General features: G+C 69.3%; 28 protein-coding genes. 13 read left to right on the forward strand and 15 right to left on the reverse strand.

The window, feature by feature from the left end; genetic code table 11:
- Nucleotides 1–57: 57 nt before the first annotated feature.
- The gene (locus tag G6N45_RS17530) at nt 58–804 is read right to left on the reverse strand and encodes a glucose 1-dehydrogenase (RefSeq protein WP_057147981.1); all 747 of its coding nucleotides are present in this window, start codon (nt 802–804) and stop codon (nt 58–60) included.
- 79 nt (nt 805–883) lie between these two features.
- Here G6N45_RS17530 and G6N45_RS17535 point away from each other — a divergent pair, with 79 nt between their 5' ends.
- A complete protein-coding gene (locus G6N45_RS17535) occupies nt 884–1,975 on the forward strand; it encodes an NAD(P)H-dependent amine dehydrogenase family protein (RefSeq protein ID WP_163723407.1) in 1,092 nt (363 codons plus the stop codon).
- On the opposite strand, the gene G6N45_RS17540 is transcribed toward G6N45_RS17535, so the two are convergent.
- Nucleotides 1,962–2,408, reverse strand: a complete 447-nt coding sequence (locus tag G6N45_RS17540; RefSeq protein ID WP_163723408.1) for an ATP-binding protein — start codon at nt 2,406–2,408, stop codon at nt 1,962–1,964. The genes G6N45_RS17535 and G6N45_RS17540 overlap by 14 nt on opposite strands.
- A gap of 45 nt (nt 2,409–2,453) precedes the next feature.
- Complete coding sequence (locus G6N45_RS17545; RefSeq protein WP_163723409.1) at nt 2,454–2,840, reverse strand: STAS domain-containing protein; 387 nt, start codon at nt 2,838–2,840, stop codon at nt 2,454–2,456.
- 200 nt (nt 2,841–3,040) lie between these two features.
- On the opposite strand from G6N45_RS17545, the gene G6N45_RS17550 reads away from it, so the two are divergent.
- Both G6N45_RS17550 and G6N45_RS17555 read left to right on the forward strand, forming a co-directional pair.
- Entirely contained in the window at nt 3,041–3,805 is a 765-nt protein-coding gene (locus G6N45_RS17550) for an HAD family hydrolase (RefSeq protein ID WP_246228711.1), read from the forward strand.
- 53 nt (nt 3,806–3,858) lie between these two features.
- Nucleotides 3,859–4,992: a nitronate monooxygenase gene (locus tag G6N45_RS17555; protein ID WP_163723411.1), complete on the forward strand. Its 1,134-nt coding sequence runs from the start codon at nt 3,859–3,861 to the stop codon at nt 4,990–4,992.
- A 48-nt stretch (nt 4,993–5,040) separates the two neighbouring features.
- On the opposite strand, the gene G6N45_RS17560 is transcribed toward G6N45_RS17555, so the two are convergent.
- The 3 genes from G6N45_RS17560 to G6N45_RS17570 are packed head-to-tail and all read right to left on the reverse strand — an operon-like array spanning nt 5,041 to nt 6,292.
- The gene (locus G6N45_RS17560; protein WP_163723412.1) at nt 5,041–5,409 is read right to left on the reverse strand and encodes a DUF1801 domain-containing protein; all 369 of its coding nucleotides are present in this window, start codon (nt 5,407–5,409) and stop codon (nt 5,041–5,043) included.
- Nucleotides 5,410–5,420: 11 nt separating this feature from the next.
- Complete coding sequence (locus G6N45_RS17565) at nt 5,421–5,837, reverse strand: VOC family protein (protein ID WP_246228712.1); 417 nt, start codon at nt 5,835–5,837, stop codon at nt 5,421–5,423.
- 5 nt (nt 5,838–5,842) lie between these two features.
- On the reverse strand, nt 5,843–6,292 hold the full coding sequence (locus tag G6N45_RS17570) for a helix-turn-helix transcriptional regulator (RefSeq protein WP_163723414.1): 450 nt from the start codon (nt 6,290–6,292) through the stop codon (nt 5,843–5,845).
- An 86-nt stretch (nt 6,293–6,378) separates the two neighbouring features.
- On the opposite strand from G6N45_RS17570, the gene G6N45_RS17575 reads away from it, so the two are divergent.
- Both G6N45_RS17575 and G6N45_RS17580 read left to right on the forward strand, forming a co-directional pair.
- Nucleotides 6,379–6,972 carry a TetR/AcrR family transcriptional regulator gene (locus tag G6N45_RS17575; protein WP_163723415.1) on the forward strand — a complete coding sequence of 198 codons (594 nt, stop codon included), beginning with the start codon at nt 6,379–6,381 and terminating at the stop codon, nt 6,970–6,972.
- A complete protein-coding gene (locus G6N45_RS17580) occupies nt 6,969–9,233 on the forward strand; it encodes a molybdopterin-dependent oxidoreductase (RefSeq protein ID WP_163723416.1) in 2,265 nt (754 codons plus the stop codon). The genes G6N45_RS17575 and G6N45_RS17580 overlap by 4 nt, the downstream gene beginning before the upstream one ends.
- On the opposite strand, the gene G6N45_RS17585 is transcribed toward G6N45_RS17580, so the two are convergent.
- Nucleotides 9,230–9,691 (reverse strand): hypothetical protein, encoded by a 462-nt coding sequence (locus G6N45_RS17585; protein ID WP_163723417.1) that lies wholly within the window; start codon nt 9,689–9,691, stop codon nt 9,230–9,232. The two genes, G6N45_RS17580 and G6N45_RS17585, sit on opposite strands and share 4 nt — an antisense overlap.
- 188 nt (nt 9,692–9,879) lie before the next feature.
- Here G6N45_RS17585 and G6N45_RS17590 point away from each other — a divergent pair, with 188 nt between their 5' ends.
- Nucleotides 9,880–11,136 carry a cytochrome P450 gene (locus tag G6N45_RS17590; protein ID WP_163723418.1) on the forward strand — a complete coding sequence of 419 codons (1,257 nt, stop codon included), beginning with the start codon at nt 9,880–9,882 and terminating at the stop codon, nt 11,134–11,136.
- Here G6N45_RS17590 and G6N45_RS17595 read toward each other — a convergent pair.
- Nucleotides 11,133–11,408, reverse strand: coding sequence for a hypothetical protein (locus G6N45_RS17595; RefSeq protein WP_163723419.1), 276 nt, complete (start codon nt 11,406–11,408; stop codon nt 11,133–11,135). The genes G6N45_RS17590 and G6N45_RS17595 overlap by 4 nt on opposite strands.
- Nucleotides 11,409–11,494: 86 nt before the next feature.
- Between G6N45_RS17595 and G6N45_RS17600 the strand changes: the two genes are divergently transcribed.
- Together G6N45_RS17600 and G6N45_RS17605 are read left to right on the forward strand one after the other, a co-directional pair.
- On the forward strand, nt 11,495–12,271 hold the full coding sequence (locus G6N45_RS17600) for a helix-turn-helix transcriptional regulator (RefSeq protein ID WP_163723420.1): 777 nt from the start codon (nt 11,495–11,497) through the stop codon (nt 12,269–12,271).
- A gap of 72 nt (nt 12,272–12,343) precedes the next feature.
- On the forward strand, nt 12,344–12,769 hold the full coding sequence (locus G6N45_RS17605; protein ID WP_163723421.1) for a lipoprotein LpqH: 426 nt from the start codon (nt 12,344–12,346) through the stop codon (nt 12,767–12,769).
- Here the strand turns inward: G6N45_RS17605 and G6N45_RS27735 are convergent.
- The 6 genes from G6N45_RS27735 to G6N45_RS17630 form a co-directional block, all read right to left on the reverse strand.
- On the reverse strand, nt 12,766–12,918 hold the full coding sequence (locus G6N45_RS27735; protein WP_170312454.1) for a hypothetical protein: 153 nt from the start codon (nt 12,916–12,918) through the stop codon (nt 12,766–12,768). The two genes, G6N45_RS17605 and G6N45_RS27735, sit on opposite strands and share 4 nt — an antisense overlap.
- 77 nt (nt 12,919–12,995) lie before the next feature.
- A complete protein-coding gene (locus tag G6N45_RS17610; RefSeq protein ID WP_163723422.1) occupies nt 12,996–13,985 on the reverse strand; it encodes an IS481 family transposase in 990 nt (329 codons plus the stop codon).
- Between the two features lie 106 nt (nt 13,986–14,091).
- Entirely contained in the window at nt 14,092–14,898 is an 807-nt protein-coding gene (locus tag G6N45_RS17615) for a L,D-transpeptidase (protein ID WP_163723423.1), read from the reverse strand.
- Nucleotides 14,899–14,950: 52 nt separating this feature from the next.
- Entirely contained in the window at nt 14,951–15,532 is a 582-nt protein-coding gene (locus G6N45_RS17620; RefSeq protein WP_163723424.1) for a Pr6Pr family membrane protein, read from the reverse strand.
- Nucleotides 15,533–15,536: 4 nt separating this feature from the next.
- The gene (locus tag G6N45_RS17625) at nt 15,537–16,727 is read right to left on the reverse strand and encodes a DUF7159 family protein (protein ID WP_163723425.1); all 1,191 of its coding nucleotides are present in this window, start codon (nt 16,725–16,727) and stop codon (nt 15,537–15,539) included.
- A 103-nt stretch (nt 16,728–16,830) separates the two neighbouring features.
- Nucleotides 16,831–17,772, reverse strand: a complete 942-nt coding sequence (locus tag G6N45_RS17630) for a threonine ammonia-lyase (RefSeq protein WP_163723426.1) — start codon at nt 17,770–17,772, stop codon at nt 16,831–16,833.
- Nucleotides 17,773–17,806: 34 nt separating this feature from the next.
- On the opposite strand from G6N45_RS17630, the gene G6N45_RS17635 reads away from it, so the two are divergent.
- Entirely contained in the window at nt 17,807–18,232 is a 426-nt protein-coding gene (locus tag G6N45_RS17635) for an acyl-CoA thioesterase (RefSeq protein WP_163723427.1), read from the forward strand.
- 18 nt (nt 18,233–18,250) lie between these two features.
- Complete coding sequence (speB, locus tag G6N45_RS17640; RefSeq protein WP_179965193.1) at nt 18,251–19,309, forward strand: agmatinase; 1,059 nt, start codon at nt 18,251–18,253, stop codon at nt 19,307–19,309.
- A gap of 15 nt (nt 19,310–19,324) precedes the next feature.
- Here speB and G6N45_RS17645 read toward each other — a convergent pair whose 3' ends face one another.
- Nucleotides 19,325–20,209 (reverse strand): cyclopropane mycolic acid synthase family methyltransferase, encoded by an 885-nt coding sequence (locus G6N45_RS17645; RefSeq protein ID WP_163723428.1) that lies wholly within the window; start codon nt 20,207–20,209, stop codon nt 19,325–19,327.
- A gap of 201 nt (nt 20,210–20,410) precedes the next feature.
- On the opposite strand from G6N45_RS17645, the gene G6N45_RS17650 reads away from it, so the two are divergent.
- The 3 genes from G6N45_RS17650 to G6N45_RS17660 are packed head-to-tail and all read left to right on the forward strand — an operon-like array spanning nt 20,411 to nt 21,530.
- Nucleotides 20,411–20,623, forward strand: coding sequence for an Rv3202a family protein (locus G6N45_RS17650; RefSeq protein ID WP_163723429.1), 213 nt, complete (start codon nt 20,411–20,413; stop codon nt 20,621–20,623).
- A 15-nt stretch (nt 20,624–20,638) separates the two neighbouring features.
- Nucleotides 20,639–21,106 carry an SRPBCC family protein gene (locus G6N45_RS17655; protein WP_163723430.1) on the forward strand — a complete coding sequence of 156 codons (468 nt, stop codon included), beginning with the start codon at nt 20,639–20,641 and terminating at the stop codon, nt 21,104–21,106.
- Between the two features lie 28 nt (nt 21,107–21,134).
- Complete coding sequence (locus G6N45_RS17660) at nt 21,135–21,530, forward strand: hypothetical protein (protein ID WP_163723431.1); 396 nt, start codon at nt 21,135–21,137, stop codon at nt 21,528–21,530.
- Nucleotides 21,531–21,532: the final 2 nt, after the last annotated feature.

The following is a 21,532-nucleotide window of genomic DNA, read 5'->3' on the forward strand; positions in this document are numbered from 1 at the left end:
GGCTGTCAGCGGCGATGGTCGGTGCCCCGAGTCCCGCGGACGGTGCGGCGGCGGACCCTACTTGTGCGGGACGTCGTTGACGAGGCCGCCGTCCATGACGAACTCGGCGCCTGTGGCGTACCGGGATTCGTCACTGGCCAAGAACACCACGAAAGTGGCCACCTCGTCGGGTTGGCCGGGGCGGCCGAGCGGGATACGCAGCATGTTGTCAGGGAAGTGCTTGGTCATCGGGGTGCGGATGAATCCCGGGTGCACCGAGTTGACCCGGATGTTGTGCGGTCCGAGTTCGAGTGCCGCCGACTTGGTCAGCCCGCGCACCGCCCACTTCGAGGCGACGTACGGGTGCACCATCACCGCCCCGCGCAGCCCCTCGATGGAGGAGATGTTGATGATCGATCCGCCGCCGGCCTGCTTCATCGCCTCGACCGAGGCCTGCATGCCGAGGAACGTCCCGGTCAGGTTCACGTCGATGACCTTCTGCCACTTGGCCATGTCGAACTTGCCGATCTGCCCGAGCGCCACGGTGCCTGCGTTGTTCACCAGCACGTTCAGCGTGCCGAATGCGTCGAGGGCGGTGGCCACGGCGGCGTCCCACTGGTCGGCCTGGGTGACGTCGAGATGCACGTAGCGGATGGAGTCCGGTGTCTCGGCGTTGATCTCGTCGGCCAGTTCCCGGCCCTTCTCGTCGAGGATGTCGCCGATCACGACCTTGGCGCCCTCGGCGATCAGCGCCCGGGCGTCCTCGGCGCCCATCCCCTGCGCGCCGCCACTGATGAGTGCCACTTTTCCGTCCACGCGTCCCATGGGGCGACAGGCTACCGCACCCCCACCGCGCAACTAGAACTTGTTCCAATTTGCCCGGGCAGCACGCATACTGGCCGCCATGGCTATTCGTGTGGCGCAGATCGGCACCGGTAACTGCGGCAGTCTGACGCTGCGCCAACTCATCGAGGATCCGCGCTTCGAGCTCACCGGGGTGTGGGTGTCCTCGGAGGCCAAGGTGGGCCGGGATGCCGGGGAGCTCGCGCGCCTCGACGTCACCACGGGCGTGAAAGCCGTCGGCGACCTCGCCGAGATCGTCGCGGCCGCGCCGGACTGCGTCGTCTACTGCGCGATGGGCGACATCCGGCCCAAGGAGGCGCTGGCCGACGTCCGGGCGTTCCTCGGGGCAGGCATCAACGTGGTCGGGTCGTCACCGGGTTTCCTCGAGTACCCCTGGGGCGTGGTCGGCGAGCGGACCATCGACCGGGTCGAGACCGCCGCCCGGCAGGGCAATGCGAGCGTGTTCATCACCGGCGTGGACCCCGGATTCGTCACCGACCTGCTCCCGCTGGCGCTGGCGGGCACCTGCCAGAGCATCAGCCAGATCCGCACGATGGAGATCGCCGACTACGCGACCTACGACGGCGCGACCGTGATGTTCGACGTGATGGGCTTCGGTAACGAGGTCGGCGATCTGCCGTTCCTGTACCAACCCGGCGTGCTGAGCGCGGCGTGGGGCGTGGCCATCCGCCAGCTCGCCGCCGGTCTCGGCGTGGAACTCGACGAGATCAGGGACATGGTCGAGCAGGAACCCGCCCCCGAGGACTTCGACGTCGCCGTCGGCACGATCAAGAAGGGCACGGTCGCCGCGGTGCGCTTCCAGATCGAGGGGCTGGTCGGCGGCGAGCCGGCCATCGTGGTGGAACACATCACCCGGCTGCGCGGTGATCTGCGGCCTGATTGGGCGCAACCGGCGCAGGAAGGCGGGTCCTACCGGGTGGAGATCACCGGCGAGCCGTCGTACGTGATGGACATCTGCCCGACGAGCCGCAACGGGGACCACAACTACGCGGCGATCCTGGCCGCGGCGGGGCGCATCGTCAACGCCGTTCCGGACGTGGTCGCCGCGGCTCCGGGAATCAGGACGACGCTGGATCTGCCGTTGGTCGCCGGACGCGGCACGTACCGGGGCGGGGGCCCTAGCGCCGGGTGACGCCGTGCCACTCCAGGCGCACCCGGGTGCCCGCGGAGGACGGCTCGATGATCGCCTGGTCCGACAGCGTCTCCATCAGCGGGATGCCGCGGCCACGAGTGCGCGGCACCGGGTCGGTCTGCGGCGTCCGCCAGGTCCCGCGGTCGGTGATCTCGACGGTCAGGGTCTTGGCCTGCGGGTCGTGCACCGCGCAGATGTCGATGGTGCCGGGCTGCTCGGCGGACACGTAGGCGAACTCCGCGGCGTTGGCCAGCCCCTCGTTGATCGCCAGCACGAGATCGCTGGAGCGCACCTCGTCGAGATCGAAGAACCGCTTGATCCAGTCGGCGAACTCACGGCGCGCCATCGCGACCGTTCCGGCGTCGGCGTCGAGGCCGAACCGCTCGAAACGTTCAGCGTTGGCTACCTCAGCCGGCGGCATGGAATCGATCATGGCAGTCGGTGGCTACCCGAAGACGCACGTTTCTACGCGGCTTTCCTACGTGTCGCGCGCCGCAAGGGCTTCGTCCAGGCTGGGATAGAGGCTGACGATCTCGGCGATACCGACCAGCTTGAGCGGGCGGCTGGTGGCCGGACCGTCGGCGACCACGCTGAATGCGACCTCGGAGCCGGCTTTGTCGTGCGCGGCGACCAGCACCCCCATGCCCGCTGAGGCTAGGAACTCCACGTCGGTGAAATCGATCACGATGCCGGATGGCTTGCGCTCGAGCGCCGCGTCGATCGCGCTCTCCAGCTGGGGCGAGGTGAGCATGTCGACGACGCCGGATACGGCCACGACGGCCACGCCGCCGACCCACGTTTCGGCGACGACACAGTTCGACGCTCCCGATGAGGCGGTTGTGCCTTCGGCTGCTTGCTCGTCCAAGGTTCACCTTCCATGTCAGGCCGCTCCACGCATATTGCACGAGCACACGCTCATGCCCCTCGCGCAGGCTGCATCCTGAACCCGGCAAGACCAAACTACCGTGGCCGTCTGCGGCGACCGGGACAGATTAAACCAGGAGTGCCGCCGCCGCCCGTAGCATGGCGAGTCGAGAGCCCCCGACGCCCGGACGTGAGGAGACCGTGACCGCAGCGCCCACACATCTGGTGCACCTGCTCACCGCGATCGAGGCGAGCCCGCCCGGACCCGGCATCGGCGCGTTCTTCGATCTGGACGGCACGCTGGTCGACGGCTTCACCGCGACCGCCCACGCCGGGGACCGCATCCGGCGCCGGCAGGCCCGCATCGGCGAGGTGACCGGTGTCGTCGAGGCGGCGATGCGGTACCGGTTCGGCCGGGTGAACTTCGCCAAGCTGCTCGAACGCGCCGCCGGTTACCTGCGCGGCGAATCCCTGGCCGAGCTCGACGACGTGGGCGAACGGCTGTTCGGGGAGCGGGTACGGTCCCGGCTGTTCCCTGCCATGCACGAGGTCGTGCTGGCCCACCAGCGGCGCGGCCACACCGTCGTGATGTGTTCGTCGGCGCTGACCATCCACGCCGAGCCGGTGGCGCGCTTCCTCGAGATCGGCCACGTGCTGTGCAACCACTTCGAGGTCGACGACGCCGGCCGGGTCACCGGCCGGATCGTCCGACCGGTGATCTGGGGGGCGCGCAAGGCCGATGCGGTTCAGACGTTCTGCGCGGGCCGCGCCATCGACCTGGCCGACAGCTACTTCTACGCCGACGGGAACGAGGACATCGCCCTGATGACGCTGGTCGGGTATCCGCGTCCGGTCAACCCCCGTCGCGAGCTGGCCGCCATGGCCGCGCTGCAGAACTGGCCCGTGCTGCGGGTGACGACTCCCGGGAAGGGCAGCCACGACGGACTCCGTGGTGTATTAAAGTAGAACACGTTCCAATTTTCGACTTTTCCGGCCCATGAGCCCACCAGGAGCGGACTATGCATACTCCCCTGTGCGACCAACTCGGCATCGAGTTCCCGATCTTCGCGTTCACCCACTGCCGTGACGTGGTGGTCGCCGTGAGCAAGGCCGGCGGCTTCGGTGTGCTGGGCGCGGTCGGCTTCACCCCCGAGCAGCTCGAGATCGAGCTGAACTGGATCGACGAGCACATCGGCGACCACCCCTACGGCGTCGACATCGTGATCCCGAACAAGTACGAAGGCATGGACGCCGCGGACATGGATCCCGACGTGCTGAAGAAGACCCTCAACGAACTGGTGCCGCAGGAGCACATCGACTTCGCCAAGAAGATCCTCTCCGAGCACGGCGTGCCCGTCGAGCACAGTGACGACGACGCCCTGCAGCTTCTCGGCTGGACCGAGGCCACGGCCACCCCACAGGTCGAGGTGGCGCTGCAGCATCCCAAGGTCACGATGATCGCCAACGCGCTGGGCACCCCGCCGGCCGACATGATCGCCCACATCCACGAGCAGGGGCGGGTGGTCGCGGCGCTGTGCGGGTCGCCGTACCAGGCGCGCAAGCACGCCGACGCCGGCGTGGACATCATCATCGCCCAGGGCGGCGAGGCCGGCGGGCACTGCGGCGACATCGGCTCGATCGTGCTGTGGCCCCAGGTGGTCAAGGAGGTCGCGCCGGTCCCCGTGCTGGCGGCAGGCGGCATCGGCAGCGGTCAGCAGATCGCGGCTGCGCTCGCGCTGGGCGCCCAGGGCGCGTGGACCGGCTCGCAGTGGGTGATGGTCGAGGAGTCCGAGCACACCCCGGTCCAGCACGCCGCCTACGCGAAGGCCACCAGCCGCGACACCGTGCGGAGCCGGTCGTTCACCGGCAAGCCGGCCCGGATGCTCAAGAACGACTGGACCGAGGCGTGGGAGAACCCGGAGAATCCCAAGCCGCTCGGAATGCCGTTGCAGTACATGGTGTCCGGCATGGCGGTGGCCGCGACGCACAAGTACCCCAACGAGTCCGTCGACGTCGCCTTCAACCCCGTCGGTCAGGTGGTCGGCCAGTTCACCAAGGTCGAGAAGACGGCCACGGTGATCGAGCGCTGGGTGCAGGAGTACCTGGAGGCGACGGGCCGGCTCGTCGAACTCAACGAGGCCGCCACGGTCTAGCGATGTGGGCGTGTTCGGTCGCGGTGAGCGCGACCGAACACGCCGGAATCACCGGGTGTTGAGGGCGATCGCCGCATGGATCAGGGCGGTGAACGCCTTCTCGTCGACGGTGTCGCCCTCACGGAAGTCGATGGCGCGCCGGGTGTTTCCGTCGAGGCTGGCATTGAACAGCCCCGCCGGGTCGTCGAGGGAGGCACCCTTGGCGAACGTCACCTTGACGTAGTCCTTGTACGACTCGCCGGTGCAGATCATCCCGCCGCGGTACCAGACGGGCACCCCGCGCCACTTCCACTCCTCGACGACGTCCGGGTCGGCCCGGCGGATCAGGTCGCGGACCCGGGCCAGGGTGTCCCCGCGCCAGTCCCCGAGTTCGTGGATGCGCGCGTCGATCATCTCGGCGGGCGTGCGGTCGGCCATGCTCTGTCTCCTCAGCGTCGTTCCTGGATGCGGATCATCGTGCCCGCGGGATCGCGGACCGCGCAGTCGCGCACCCCGTAGGGCTGCTCGGTCGGTCCGGCGACCACCTCGGCTCGTTCCTGCAGCCGGGCGAACGTGGCGTCGAGGTCGGGGGTGGCCAGCACGATGATCGCGTACGTGCCTTTGGCCATCATCTCCGCGATCACCGCGCGCTCGTCGTCGGTCACGCCGGGGTCGGCGGCCGGTGGATGCAGCACGATCGAGGTGCCGGGCTGTCCGGGCGGCCCGACGGTGATCCAGCGCATCGTGCCGCGGCCCACGTCGAGGCGGACCTCGAAGCCGAGGACGTCGCGGTAGAACGCGAGCGATTCCTCCGGATCGTTGTGCGGCAGAAACGTGTTGTGGATGGTGAGGTCGGTTGTGGTCACGGCCATCACGCTAGGTGCAGGCCCGTCCCCGGTGCTTCTCGATTCCTGATCGGTCTGGTCACCTTCTTCTCCAGGCAGGACGGCAGGCCCGCCGCCGATCGGGCCGCGCGGTCGCGGTAGACGCTGGGCGGCATGCCCACCAGTTCGGTGAACCGGGTGCTGAAGGTGCCCAGCGACGAACAACCTACGGCGAAGCAGACTTCGGTCACCGTCAGGTCGCCGCGGCGCAGCAGGGCCATCGCCCGCTCGATGCGCCGCGTCATCAGATACGAGTACGGCGACTCGCCGTAGGCCAGCTTGAACTGCCGCGACAGATGCCCGGCCGACATGTGCACCCCGCGGGCCAGCGCTTCGACGTCCAGCGGCTGCGCGTAGTCCCGGTCGATCCGGTCGCGGACGCGGCGCAGCAGCGTCAGGTCGCGAAGGCGGTTCGCCGAGGCGGGCTCCGGAGGCATCCCGGAAATCCTACGACGTCACTCTTCCGTCCGCCGGGCCCGTTATGTAGGGTTGCATACATAACAGCGAAGGGAGTCGTCCCACGATGACCGGTCCTCGGGAACGCATGGTGGTCTCGGCGGCGCTGCTGATCCGCGAACGGGGCGCCCACTCCACCGCGATCGCCGACGTGCTCGCCCACAGCGGCGCCCCGCGCGGTTCGGCCTACCACTACTTCCCCGGCGGCCGCACACAGCTGCTCTGCGAAGCGGTCGACTATGCCGCCGAGTACATGACCGCCAAGCTCGAGGCGTCGGCCTCCTGCCTCGACGCGCTCGACGAACTGTTTCGCGGCTATCGGCAGCAGTTGCAGCACAGCGACTTTCGGGCCGGATGCCCCGTCGTCGCGGTCGCCGTCGAGGCCGGCGATCCCGACAAGCCCGGCCAGTCGGCGCCGATGATCGCCCGGGCCGGCGCCGCGTTCGCGGGGTGGCGCGAGGCGATCGCGGCACGGATGCGCGCCGACGGCATCGACGAGCAGCGCGCCGAGGACCTGGCGGTGTTCACCCTGTCGGCGTTCGAGGGCGCCCTGGTCCTCGCCCGTGCGGCGCGCGACCTCGAACCGCTGGACCGGGTGCACGCCCAACTCCGGTCGCTGATCGGCGACCAGATACCTGCAAGGAAACGGACCCGACGATGACCGACACCGCCACCGACTGGCAACCCACCGCCTGCATCCTGTGCGAGTGCAACTGCGGCATCGTCGTACAGGTCGAGGACCGCCGGCTGGCCCGCATCCGCGGCGACAAGGAGCATCCCGCGTCGCGGGGGTACACCTGCAACAAGGCGCTGCGGCTGGATCACTACCAGAACGACCGCAACCGGCTGACCTCCCCGATGCGCCGCCGGCCCGACGGATCCTACGAGGAAATCGACTGGGACACCGCCATCGCCGAGATCGCCGCGGGCTTCCGCGCCATCGCCGACACCCACGGCGGTGACAAGATCCTGTACTACGGCGGCGGCGGACAGGGCAACCACCTCGGCGGGGCGTACAGCGGTGCGTTCCTCAAAGCGCTGGGCTCCCACCACCGGTCGAACGCGCTCGCCCAGGAGAAGACCGGCGAGCACTGGGTCGACGCGCACTTCTACGGCAACCACACCCGCGGTGAATTCGAGCACGCCGAGGTGTCGGTCTTCGTCGGCAAGAACCCGTGGATGTCGCAGAGCTTCCCCCGCGCCCGCGTCGTCCTCAACGAGATCGCCAAGGACCCGGCCCGTTCGATGATCGTGATCGACCCGGTGATCACCGACACCGCGGCGATGGCCGACTTCCACCTACGGGTGCGGCCCGGCACCGACGCGTGGTGCCTGGCGGCGCTGGCGGCAGTGCTGGTGCAGGAAAACCTTTGCGACGAAACGTTTCTCGCCGGGCACGTCACCGGCGCCGACGCGGTCCGGGCCGTGCTGGCCGACGTGCCGGTCGCCGACTACGCGCGGCGCTGTGGTGTCGACGAGGACCTGCTGCGCGCCGCGGCGCGCCGCATCGGCGGCGCGGGCAGCGTCGCGGTGTTCGAGGACCTCGGTGTGCAGCAGTCCGTGAACAGCACGTTGTGCTCGTATCTGAACAAGATGCTGTGGATCCTGACCGGCAACTTCGCCAAACCCGGTGGCCAGCATCTGCATTCGTCGTTCGCGCCGTTGTTCCGGCCCGGCGGCGTGGGCCGCAGCCCGGTCACCGGCGCGCCCATCATCGGCGGCCTGATGCCGAGCAACGTGGTGCCCGAGGAGATCCTCACCGATCACCCCGACCGGTTCCGCGGCTTGATCGTGGAGAGCAGCAACCCGGCCCACTCGATCGCCGACTCCGGCGCGGTGCGGACGGCCTTCGAGAGTCTGGAGCTGCTGGTGGTGATCGACGTGGCGATGACCGAGACGGCCCGGCTCGCGCACTACGTGCTGCCCGCGGCCAGCCAGTTCGAGAAGGCCGAGGCGACGTTCTTCAATCTGGAGTTCCCCCACAACACCTTCCACCTGCGGCACCCGGTCATGGAGCCACTGCCGGGCACACTGCCCGAACCCGAGATCTGGGCGCGTCTGATGCGTGAACTCGATGTGGTCGACGAGGCCGAACTGACTCCGCTACGCCGTGCCGCGGAAGCGGGCCGCGACGAGTTCACCGCCGCGTTCCTCGCCGCCGTCGGGGCGAATCCCGGTCTGGGCAAGGTGCTCCCGTTCGTGCTGTACGAGACGCTGGGACCGACGCTGCCCGAGGGGCTGTCCGGGGCCGCCGCGTTGTGGGGGCTGGCGCAGAAGGCCGCGATGACCTATCCGGAGGCGGTGCGGCGGGCCGGTCATGCCGACGGCAACGCGCTGTTCGACGCGATCCTGTCCGGGCGCTCGGGCATCACGTTCACCGTGCACGAGTACCTCGACGACTTCACGCTGATCACGCATCCGGACCGCAGGATCGCGATCGAGATGCCCGAGATGCTGGCCGAGATCCGCGCGCTGGCCGACGCGCCGGCCGGGCTGACCACACCGGAGTTCCCGATCGTGCTGTCGGCAGGCGAGCGGCGCGCCTACACCGCCAACGACATCATCCGGGACCCGTCGTGGCGTAAGCGCGACGCCGACGGTGCGCTGCGGATCAGTGTGGAAGACGCCGCCGCGCTCGGCCTCACCGACGGCGGCCGCGCCCGCATCAGCACGGCGGCGGGCACCGCCGAGGCGACGGTCGAGATCAGCGACGCGATGCTGGCCGGGCACGCATCGCTGCCCAACGGGTTCGGGGTCGACTTCGTCGGCGCGGACGGACAGGCGCGGATCCCCGGGGTGGCGCCGAATGCGCTGACCTCCAGCGGCTGGCGCGACGCGTACGCGGGCACGCCGCTGCACAAACACGTTCCGGCCCGCATAGAGCCGGTAGTGGTCCCAGAGGTGGCCGCGCTCGCGATCTAGGGGGCCAGCGGAGCAGGGTCGGCCGGGGCGGGCGGCGTCGCGACCGGTGACATCGCCGGCGTCGGGCCGGCCGACATCGGGCGCTGGGTGAGCAGCAGCAGCGCGTCGGAACCCGTCACCTCCTCGGTCTGCATCGCATGCCACAGATCGCGCAGGTAGCCCAATCGCGTCTGCGTCGTCGGGGTCTCGGTGGTGCCCGGCGGTAGGTTCTCCGGGCTCGACAGGTGCGGTACCTCCGCAGGAGGAGCAGCGTCGGCCGGTGCGGCGGGACCGGCCGCCAGCGACTGCACCGGCGCGGCGTCCGTCGGCACGGGAGCGGGGGCCGGCGCGGGCAGCGGCACGGGCACGGGCACGGGCTCCGGCGCCGCGGGCTGGGCGGCCGCCGGCGGTGCACAGGCGATCAGCGCCGCGAACGCGGCAGCCCCCGCGGCCACCGCAGTCTTGTCCCATCCGATCATCGCCGGTGCCCCCTTCGGGTCAGTGGCCGCAGAGATGGCCAGGCTAGAAGCCAGTGCAGATCATTGTCACCCTGTGCTTCCCCGGACGTGCCGAATTCGTTACAGCGCAGGTTCGGCGAAGTCGGTGCACGAGGCCCCGCCGGTGGTGTAGGTATGGCGATACAGCCCCGTGACGGCAAGGAGCAAGCATGCCGACTCCGGATCTCCCGCCCGGTTTCGACTTCACAGATCCCGACCTCAACTGCGCGCGACTCCCGGTGGAGGAACTGGCTGCGCTGCGGCGCAGCGCCCCGATCTGGTGGAACGAGCAGACCACCGGCGGCGCCGGGCCGTTCGGCGACGGCGGCTACTGGGTGGTCACCAAACACCACGACGTCAAGGAGATCTCCAAGCGCAGCGACGTGTTCTCCAGTCTGGAGAAGACTGCGCTCCCCCGCTATCCCGAGGGGTCCACGTTCGAGCAGATCGAGACCGGAAAGTTCGTGTTGCTCAACATGGATGCGCCGCACCACACCCAACTGCGCAAGATCGTCTCGCGCGGCTTCACCCCGCGCGCCGTCGAGCGGCTGCGCGCCGATCTCGACGCCCGTGCGCAGAACATCGCCAAGAGCGCCGCCGCCGAGGGCGCGGGCGATTTCGTCGAACAGGTGTCCTGCGAACTGCCGTTGCAGGCGATCGCCGGTCTCATCGGCATCCCGCTGGAGGACCGCAAGAAGATCTTCGACTGGTCCAATCAGATGGTCGCCGACGACGACCCGGAGTTCGCGCACCACGACAACCGCAATGCCGCAACGGAACTCATCATGTACGCGATGCAGCTTGCGGCGCTGCGCGCCGAGCAGCCCGGCGAGGACATCGTCACCAAGCTGATCGAGGCCGACGTCGAAGGCCACAAACTCTCCGACGACGAATTCGGATTCTTCATGGTGCTGCTGGCCGTCGCCGGCAACGAGACGACCCGCAACTCGATCACCCACGGCATGATCGCGTTCACCGAGTTCCCCGACCAGTGGGAACTGTTCAAGCGGGACCGGCCGGCCACCGCCGTCGACGAGATCGTCCGGTGGGCGACCCCGGTCACGTCGTTCCAGCGCACCGCGCTACAGGACTACGAACTCTCCGGTGTCCAGATCAAGAAGGGGCAGCGGGTCGTGATGTCCTACCGCTCGGCGAACTTCGACGAAGAGGTGTTCGAGGACCCGTTCTCGTTCAACATCCTGCGCGATCCCAACCCGCACGTCGGCTTCGGCGGGACGGGTGCGCACTACTGCATCGGCGCGAACCTGGCCCGGATGACGATCGAATTGATGTTCAACGCCATCGCCGACCACATCCCCGACCTGCGTTCGATCGGCACCCCGGAACGGCTGCGGTCCGGCTGGCTCAACGGGATCAAGCACTGGCAGGTCGACTACACCGGCACGGGCTGCCCCGTCGCGCACTAACGCGGATAGTCGATGATCGAGCGCCAGTAGTCCTCGCCGATCTCGCCGCCGGAGCGCAGCACCATCGCCAGCCCGGTCGCCATCGCCACTCCCAGCAGGCCGAGCCACAGCCCGGTCAGGCCGATCACGACCCACAGCACGGTCGTCAGCGTCGGCCACGGCGACACCACGGCGAGCGCAGGCGCGAAGAAGAAGCCGGTGCCGACGTACCACGACGAGCCTGCGCGGTCGCAGACCAGCACCGCGCGCAACCATCTCGGAATCCCTGCCATGACTCCACGCTGCCCGCCCGAGGTAGCCGGAGCAATTACCTGCGAGGTAGTGGCTTCTCGGACCCGCGGCGCGCAACACTGGGGTCATGACCGTGCAGGAGATACCGACGACGACGGTCGGGTCGATGGTGCGGCGCTGGCGGACCCGGCGCCGGCTCAGCCAGCTCGACCTCGCGCTGGAAGCCGGGGTCTCGGCGCGTCATGTCAGCTTCGTCGAGACCGGCCGGGCCGCCCCCAGCCGCGCGATGGTGATGCGGCTGGCCGCTGTCCTCGACGTGCCGCGCCGTGACCAGAACCGCATGCTCGTCGCCGCCGGGTTCGCCCCGGCCTACGCCGAGCGGCCGCTCGAGGCGCCCGACATGGCGGCCGTGCAGGCCGGCGTCGCGCGCGTGCTCGACGCCTATGATCCCTACCCCTGCGTCGTGGTCAACCGGGCCTGGGACCTGGTGAGCGCCAACGCAGGCGCGGGCGTGCTGCTCGCCGGCGTTGCGGCGCACCTGCTCGAGCGACCGAACGCGCTGCGCATCGCGCTGCATCCCGACGGCCTGGCCCCGCGCATCCGCAACCTCGGCCAGTGGCGGTCCCATCTCGTCGAACGGTTACGCCGCGAGGCCGCCGCCGACGACTCCGGCGAACTCGCCGGACTCCTCGACGAGCTCGACACCTATCCCGGGGGGTACGCGCCGCCCACGGATCTCGGCGGTGTCGCGGTCCCGCTGGAACTCGTCACGCCCGACGGCGTCGAACTGCGTTTCCTGTCGATGGTGACCACGTTCGGCACCGCGCTCGACCTCACCGCCGCCGAACTGAGCATCGAAGCGTTCCTGCCCGCGGACGACGCGACGGCGGCCGCTCTTGGCTGACAGCAACGGCGCGGGCGGCGAATCGCCGGGAATTAACCGACATCGGCGCGCGACCGCATAGAGTCGGGCGCCATGGAACTTCGACACCTCATGACGGCCGTGGCGGGCGGCGTCGTCGTCCTCGGTGCGGTCGGATGCTCGTCCCCCGAGCCCGCGTTGGGCGGCACCACCGCCACCGTCACGATCGACGGCAACGACGCCGGAGGTGCGCTGCCCGTGACGTGTCGGCAGACCGGATTCACCTGGTACATCCAGACTCCCGACAAGGACAAGGGGTTCACGGCCGTGCTCGCCATGGACGGGCCGGCCAAGGCCAAGTCCGTCGAATTCCGCGACGTGGGCGGGTTCTCCGGCAACTTCTGGGCCGACAACTTCGGCGAGGCGGAGGTGACCGGGAACCAGGGGCAGTACACGATCACCGGCACAGCGGAGGGGAACTTCACCGCCAAGCCGAGCGATGCGGTGACAGCGAAGTTCCGCATCCAGGCGAACTGCTAGTCGAGGCCTTCTTCATAGTGGGCGATCGCGATCAGCCGGTCGTGCGCCTCGACGCTGACCAGTTCGCCGCTCATCGCTCTGAGAAGGGGTGAATCCCCGATCTGCGAGACGTCGGCCAGGGTGGCTTTCGGGTGTCCGTCGTGGTGCATCGCCGTGCCTCCGTGCAGTACGGAAGGGCTACCCGGCGGGTGGCGGGCGAATCTGACGAACGTGTGACCTCGCGGATCTAGGTGTACTGACCTGAGAGGTTAGGTACGCGGCTGGCGGGTGGTTGGCCGCCGAGTGCGGTGTGGCCGCGGTGGTGATTGTAGGCGTGCAGCCAGATCGGGAATTGCTCGCAGCGTTGGGCGTCGCTGGTGTAGAGGCGGGCGTAGGCCCATTCGTCGGCCAGGGTGCGGTGGAATCTCTCGACCTTGCCGTTGGTCTGCGGTCGGTATGGGCGGGTGCGCCGGTGTTCGATGTCGCCGAGAGCGTCCCGGAAGGCATGGGATCGGTAGCAGGAGCCGTTGTCGGTCAACACTTTCCGCACTGTGATGCCGCACTCTGTGAACCAGGCGTCGGCGCGTCGCCAGAATGCTGCGGCGGTCTCTTTGCGTTCATCACTTAGCAATTCGGAGTAGGCCAGCCGAGAGTGCGCGTCGATCGCGGTGTGCAGGAAGTGATAGCCCCGCCGGGGATTGCGGTATTGCGTCATGACCGCGCTGCTCTTGTCAGCCTGGCGATTGGCCCTGCCCACAGCGCGGCCCAGCATGCGCCAGCCACCGCCGGCGGGAATCTTGCCGAGCTTCTTGACGTCGATGTGCACCAATTCCCCACACCCGGTGGTTTGGATGCGCCGGATCACTCGGCCGGTAGGTCGGTCCAGCCACCGCAGCTTGGCCACCCCGTAGCGGCTCAGTACCCGATGCACTGTCGAGGGATGAATGCCCAGCTGATAGCCGATGCGGGCCGGTCCCCAACGGCGCAGCACGCGGATTTTGATGATGCGCCGCTCTGTGCGGGTCGGTGTCTGATTCGGGCTGTGGTGCGGCCGAGAGCTGCGATCGACCATCCCAGCCGGACCCAACTCCCGGTATCGGCTCGCCCAGCGGGCCGCCGTAGTCACCGCGACCTGAAACCGTTCGGCAGCCCGGCGCAGCGACCAGCCGTCCTCGACGACGCAGCGAGCCAGCCTCAGACGACCGGTTTCGGACAAGGGGGCATTACGGTGGGACACGAAGACCTCCGGTGAATTGGTGCGTTCCTAGACAGCTCGCACTTCACTCGGAGGTCTTCGTCATGTCACCACGCCACGCCGTACCTAACGTCCGTGGTCAGTACATCTAGGCCTGGATGACGATCGGGTCGCCGACGCTCACCGTGTCGAAATACCAGGCGGCGTTGTCCGGACTGAGGTTGATGCAGCCGTGGCTGACGTTGTCATACCCCTGTGAGCCCACCGACCACGGTGCAGAGTGCACGTAGACGCCGCCCCACGTGACGCGGACGGCGTTGGCGACGGTGAGTTTGTAGCCCTCGGGGTCCGACAGCGGGATGCCGATGGTCCGCGAGTCCATGACGACGGACTTCTCCTTCGCCAGCGCCGTGAACTGGCCGACCGGGGTGGGATGTTTCGGCTTACCCATCGACGCGGGCATCTCCCGTGCGACGACACCGTCGATGCTGACCGTGAACGTGTGCGCGTCGATGTCGGCGACCCCCACCACGGACGAACCGGTCTCGAAGCTGGTGGCGAAGCCGCCGACCGAGACGTCGATGGGTGCGTGCGCCGGGAAGAAGTTCGCGGGCGTCCACTGCACGGTCCGGTCGTCGAGCCAGGCGAAGCTGCCGTCGGCGGGCGTGGTGCTTTCGCCCGGGCGCACCGCGATCGATCCCTCGGCGGCGCGGCGGTTCGGCACCGGCGACGTGAACGTCACCGTGACCGGGTGGGCCACCCCGACGGTCTGCCCCGGCGTCGGCGAGATGTCGCTGATGGCGGGCGGGAGCGCGGTGTCGACCGCGGCGACGGCCGAGGGCCCGGCGGACAGGCCGGAGATCCCGGACAGGACGATCACCGATCCCACCACGGCGGCCACCCGGCGGGTGACCGAGCTGCTGGGCCGGTTCTGTTCACGTGAGGAGCTCACCACGGTGCCATCCTAGGTAATCGTGGGGTTTCCCCCGGTAGAACGCATATCGCGGTCACACTTCGGAACGTTTCACCCCGCCGACGGCCAGCAACGCATAACCGAGTGCCAGCACGCCCGCGGCCAGCGCCGCGACGTTCGCCGCCACCGCGGTGGCACCGACACTGTCGGGGTCCAGAAAGTAGTACGGCGCACGCCGGCCCGCGTCGTTGAGCACGAGCAGGGCCAGCGTCAGATAGGCCGCCGGGAACAGCAGCCAGGCCACGGGCTGCCACCACGACAACCGAGCTGCCAACCGGCCCACCAGCACCCAGTCGCACAGCGCCAGCACCGGCACCACGACATGCAGCAACAGGTTGGCGACGGTGTAGCCCATGCTGTGTTCGGTCAGGAACAGGTTCCACACCAGGCCCGCCATCACCACGTAGAGCACCACCGCGCCACGCAGGCCCGCGCGCGCGTGGGCGCGCGGCCGGACCAGCGTCCACAGGTAATAGCCGGCGGCCAGCAGATTGGCCTGATACGTGAAGGTGAGGAGTCGCCACCACAGACCGCGCTCGGAGGTCACGCCGACGACGAGAAGTGCTGTGGCAACGGCTACCACGATGCCGATGCGCAGGGCGACGCGCGGATTCACACCGTCAGGGTAGGACGGGCGGCACCGGGGGCGGTGCCACCGCTGGCGGCGGCTCGTTCTGCCCGCCGCCCGACAGGCGGTCACGGATCCGCTGCAGGATCCCGGGCCGCTCCTCGGGCACCGGCGGAGGCACGACCTCCGGCACGGGCGGCGGTGCCGCAGCGTCGGGCGCAGGCGGCATGTCGGCGCCCTCCGCCGGGGCGGGATCGGGGGCGGGGGCCACTTCCACCGGCGCGATGTCCGGCGCCGGCTCCTCTTCGACGGGCGCCTCCTCGATCACCGGGGGCGGCGGCGGAACCTCGGCGACCGGCGGGGGTGGCGGCGGCGCCGGGGTCGACGTCGGTGCGGGCACCACGGTCTCGGCGGCGGGCCGGACCGGCGGCGCAGGCCGGTCGGGCACGAACTGCAGGCCCAGCGCCGCCGACACCGAGGCGACGAACGCGACAACGCCGGTGGCCAGCATGACCCTCGGGGCGGCCTCGAGGAAGCGCTCGTTCCCGCGGCCTGTCGGCGGCGCCGCGGTGTCGCGCTCGTCGGCGCAGAAGCCTTCGCCGGCTGGCGCGCAGGCCAGCGCCGCTCCGCGCGCCAGCGCCAGCTGCGCCTCGGCGGGCGAGAACACCGGCACGGCGAGCGCGTCCTGCAGCACCGGCACGAGCCCGTCGAGATCCTCGACCGACCCCACCAGCACCAGCGCCTCGGGCTCCCAGTCGGCGCGGGTGAACACCGCGCTCAGCCAGCCGATCAGATCGTCTTCGGTGATCACGGTGCTGTTGACGGCGGTCTGGACGGCGCCGTCGTCGGGAGTGACGACGAGCGCGATGAGCTGGCCGGGCTCCACCACGCACACCGCGGTGGTGTGGTAGCCCATCACCTCGGCGATGCCGCGCGCGAGCGCGTCGGTGGCCTCGGAGAGCCGTACCGGAACGATGTTGTCGAACCCGGAGTCGCTGAGCGACTCGAGCAGCAGGGACGCCTCGGTGTGGGCGTCGTCGCTCCAGGTCACGCCGATCGACTGCACCCGCCGGCCGCGCTGGGCGGCGATCGCCTCGGTGCGCCGGACCGCGTCGGCGGCCTGCTGCGAGGTCGCCACCTCGAAGCCCGCACCGTCCATCGCGGCGCTGTCGGCGTCGTGCCCCTCGACCAGGACCAGACCGACGGCCGATGACGTCACCGACAAGCCGAGCACTGCGTCCACGAACCACTCCTTCGCGCGTCAGCGGTCCGCCGGCGGACCCGTGACGCGATTTCGCCGGTGACCTTACCCGCACTGCGCGCGGTGGTGCACACCCGTCAAACGGTCACCCCGCGAGAATCTGCGTCAGCAACTGCGGCTCGATGTTGCCACCCGACAGGATCACCGCCGTGGGGCCCGGCGGCGTGCCGCCCTGACGGTAGGCGGCCAGTGCGACGGCTCCGCTGGGTTCACTGACCAGATGCCCCCATAATGCGAATTCTCTTACGGCAGAACGGATTTCGTCTTCATTGACGGTGAGCGCGCCGTCGAGGACATGCTGCAGATGTGCGAAGGTCAGATCCGACGGTTGCGACCGCAGCCCGTCGGCGATGGTGCGGTTGCGCTGCGCGACCGGCCAGTCCGCGCGCCGGCCGGTCCGCAGGCCCTCGGCGGTGTCGGCGGCGAGTTCGGGCTCGACGCCGAACACCGCGGCGTTCGGGCACAGCGCCCGGATCGCTACGCCCACCCCGGAGGCCAGCCCGCCGCCGCTGACCGGGATCAGGACGGTGCGAACCTCGGGCAGGTCCTCGGCGATCTCCAGGCCGATCGTGCCCTGGCCGGCGATCACGTCCGGATGGTCGAACGGCGGGATCATCACCCCGCCGGTCTCGGCGGCGACCTCGGCGGCCACCATCTCGCGCTGCCCGGCCCCGCACAGCACCACCCGTGCGCCGTGCGCGCGGGTGGCGGCGACCTTCACCTCCGGCGTCTCCTCCGGCATCACGATGTGCGCGCGCAGGCCGAAGGCGGCCGCGGCGTAGGCGACGGCCTGTGCGTGGTTGCCGCTGGAGTACGCCACCACGTCCTCCACCCGGCCGGTGAGGGCGGTGAGGGCACTGAACGCGCCGCGAACCTTGAATGCGCCGATGGCCTGCAGGTTCTCCGGTTTGATCCACAACGGCCGGTCGTCGTCGCTCCACGTCGCGGGCACCAGCGGGGTGCGTACCACCCGGCTGCGGATCCGGTGCGCGGCGGAGCGGATGTCGTCGATCGTGACGAGCTGCATGGCCCGAGTCTGCCTCACCCCTAGGGTCGTCCGAATGAGGGAGTTCTCGCTGCCGGTCGTGCCCCGCTACGCCGAGGTGGATCAACAGGGCGTGGTGTTCAACGGCCATTACCTCACCTGGTTCGACGAAGCCTGCACCGGTCTGCTCGACCACTGCGGGGTCGCCTACCCCGAGCTGATGGCGGGCGGTTACGACTTCCAGGTCGTGCACAGCGAGATCGACTTCTCCGCGCCGGTGCGGTGGCGCGACCGCGTGCGGGTGAGCGCCGCATGCACACGCGTCGGCACCACGAGTTTCACGCTGGCGTTCGGGGTGCACCGGTGGGTTCCCGGAGACGGCGCGGAGCAGGTCGCGGTGCGCGGTCAGAACACCTACGTCGTGGTGTCCACCGAGGACTGGGCCAAGCGGCCGGTCCCCGATCACCTGCGCCGGGCGTTGACCGGTTCCGGGGCCGGATGACCGGTACGGTTTTCACGCATGGGCCACGATCACGATCACCGCGGTGACCACCGCCGCGAGCTTCCCCCCGGCATGCTCGAGCAGCTGGAGCTGGCCTACGCGGGAATGGCGTCGTTCGGGCACCGGCCGTTCCTGACCGAGACCGAGCAGCTCGACTCGTGGAAGCCCGACGTGGCGATCGTCGGCGCGCCGTTCGACATCGGGACCACCAACCGGCCGGGCGCCCGCTTCGGCCCGCGGGCGATCCGTGCGACCGCCTACGAACCCGGCACCTACCACATGGATCTGGGCCTGGAGATCTTCGACTGGCTCGAGGTCGTCGACTTCGGTGACGCGTACTGCCCGCACGGGCAGACCGAGGTGTCGCACGCCAACATCAAGGAGCGCGTGCACGCGATCGCCGGCCGCGGCATCGTCCCGGTGATCCTCGGCGGCGACCACTCGATCACGTGGCCGGCTGCCACTGCGGTGGCCGACGTGCACGGCTACGGCAACGTCGGCATCGTGCATTTCGACGCGCACGCCGACACCGCCGACGAGATCGAGGGCAACCTTGCCAGCCACGGCACCCCGATGCGCAGACTGATCGAATCGGGCGCCGTTCCCGGCTCGCACTTCGTCCAGGTCGGGCTGCGGGGCTACTGGCCGCCGCAGGACACCTTCGAGTGGATGCAGGAACAGCGGATGACCTGGCACACCATGCAGGAGATCTGGGAGCGCGGCTTCAAGGCCGTGATGACCGACGCGGTCGGCGAGGCGTTGGCCAAGGCCGACAAGCTGTACGTGTCGGTCGACATCGACGTGCTCGACCCGGCGCACGCCCCCGGCACCGGAACCCCGGAGCCGGGCGGCATCACCAGCGCCGACCTGCTGAGGATGGTGCGCCAGCTCTGCTACGAACACGACGTGGCGGGCGTCGATGTGGTGGAGGTGGCACCCGCCTACGACCACGCCGAGCTGACCGTCAACGCGGCCCACCGGGTGGTGTTCGAGGCCCTGGCGGGCATGGCGGCACGGCGTCGCGACGCCGCGGGCGGGGAACCGGGCCAGCCGGCCCGGTCCTACCTCAGGCCGTAGTCGCGGGCCGCGACATCAGGCCTTCGTGAGGGTGAACTGGCAGATGTCGGTGTAGCCGTCGCGGAACAGGTCGGCGCAGCCGGTCAGGTACTTCATGTACCGCTCGTAGACCTCTTCGGACTGGATCGCGATGGCCTGCTCCCGGTTGGCCTCCAGCGCGGCGGCCCACAGGTCCAGCGTTCTCGCGTAGTGCAGCCTCAGCGGCTGGACGAGCCCGACTCCGAAGCCGGCCTTGGTCGCATGCGTCTTCACCTTCACCGGCTGAGGCAGGTCACCACCGGGGAAGATCTCGTCCATGATGAACTTGAAGAACCTGATCTTGGTCATGGTGACCGGCAGGTTCCGCGCCGCGAACTCCTCGTCGTCGGGCTTGACGATGGTGTGCAGCATCATCACTCCGTCGGCGGGCAGCACGTCGTAGGCCCTGCTGAAGAAGTCGTCGTACCGGTCGCGACCGAAGTGCTCGAATGCGCCGATCGACACGATGCGGTCGACGGGCTCGTGGAACTGCTCCCAGCCCTGCAGCAGCACGCGTTTGCTGCGCGGGCTGTCCAGGCCGTCGAGCACCTTCTGCACGTGCGCCTGCTGGTTACGGCTGAGCGTGAGCCCGACGACGTTGACGTCGTAGCGCTCGACGGCCCGCTTGATGGTGGCACCCCACCCGCAGCCAACGTCGAGCAGCGTCATCCCGGGCTCGAGACCGAGCTTGCCCAGCGACAGATCGATCTTGGCCAGCTGGGCCTCTTCGAGAGTCATGTCGTCACGCTCGAAGTAGGCGCAGCTGTAGGTCTGGGTGGGGTCGAGGAACAGCCGGTAGAAGTCGTCCGAGAGGTCGTAATGCGACTGGACGTCCTCGAAATGCGGTGTCAGATCCCGCGTCCCGTTACTGGTGTCTGGCAAATCACTGACCTTTGAATCGGGGGGCTGGTCGATGGGCGGCCCCGCGCGGTTTGAGGGCCTGTCTCGTCGGAGCACAGTTGTACGCACAGTACCCGAGTGCCCTCGGCAGGCGTGAATCGCCGGGCGTCGGCTGGGGCGTCGGCGACCCGGCGAACTATCGTGGAGGCACCGCTCCCCCCGACTCTCGGAGGCAAACCCGTGATGACGACACCCGACCGCGACCCGCTGCCCGACGCCGCCGAGGCCGACGTCGCCGAACAGCTCACCCCGGTCGACGCCGCCCACGACGCCGACGACGACACCTGGCGCGACGTGGCGCGGGTCGCCGGCGACCGCGACCTGCAGGCCAACGAGGCCGACCTGATCGAGCAGGCGATCGAGGTCCCCGACGACGACGACGACTTCGATCGCTGACCTGCGATGGCCGCGATGCAGGGAGCTGTGACGGTGTCGATGGCGGCGCCTGCCGAGGCGATCTGGGATCTGATCGCCGACGTCCGCAACACCGGCCGGTTCTCGCCGGAGACGTTCGAGGCAGAGTGGCTCGACGGCGCCACCGGGCCCGCGCTCGGTGCCCGCTTCCGCGGCCACGTCCGGCGCAACGAGATCGGCCCGGTGTATTGGACGACGTGCCGGGTCACCGCGTGCGACCCCGGCCGCGAGTTCGGCTTCGCGGTGCTCGCCGGCGACCGCGCGGTCAACAACTGGCACTACCGTCTCACGCCGACGGCGGCGGGCACCGACGTCACCGAATCCTTCCGGCTGGACCAGAATCCCCTGATGGCGCTGTACTCGGTGCTCGGCGGCCAGCTGCGCAAACGACGCAACCTGCGCGACATGCGTAAGACACTGGAAAGAATCAAGGCGGTGGCGGAGGGCGAAGCCCGCGGAGGTTGAGGTGGCGTGAGCCGGGTATCTTCCGGCCGTGACTGACGCAAGCGATGCCACGGTCGACGCCGTCGGCAAGGTGACCGAGGCGCTGGAATGGGTGGAACGCGCGCGGGGCCATCTGTATTCGTTCCACCAGCTGATGGGCCGCGCCGATCTGCTGCTCGGCGAGGCGTGCGACGCGTTGCGCGACGCCGGCCACGACGAGATCGCCGAGCGGGTGGAGACCGAGGTGGTGGGCCGAAACGTCCTCGAGGGACGGTGGACCTTCCAGATCATCGAGGAGTTCGAGGACGCCTACTGGACGGTGATCCGCGATCACGAGCGGCGCGTGCGCGACGAGCTCGTCGGCGGTGAACGGCATCTCCACGAGGCGCGGATGAAAGAGGACCGTCGCACACACGGCAGAAAAGGCCATGAAGCGCGGCCCTGACG

This window comes from Mycolicibacterium psychrotolerans (assembly GCF_010729305.1).
Classification (GTDB): domain Bacteria; phylum Actinomycetota; class Actinomycetes; order Mycobacteriales; family Mycobacteriaceae; genus Mycobacterium; species Mycobacterium psychrotolerans.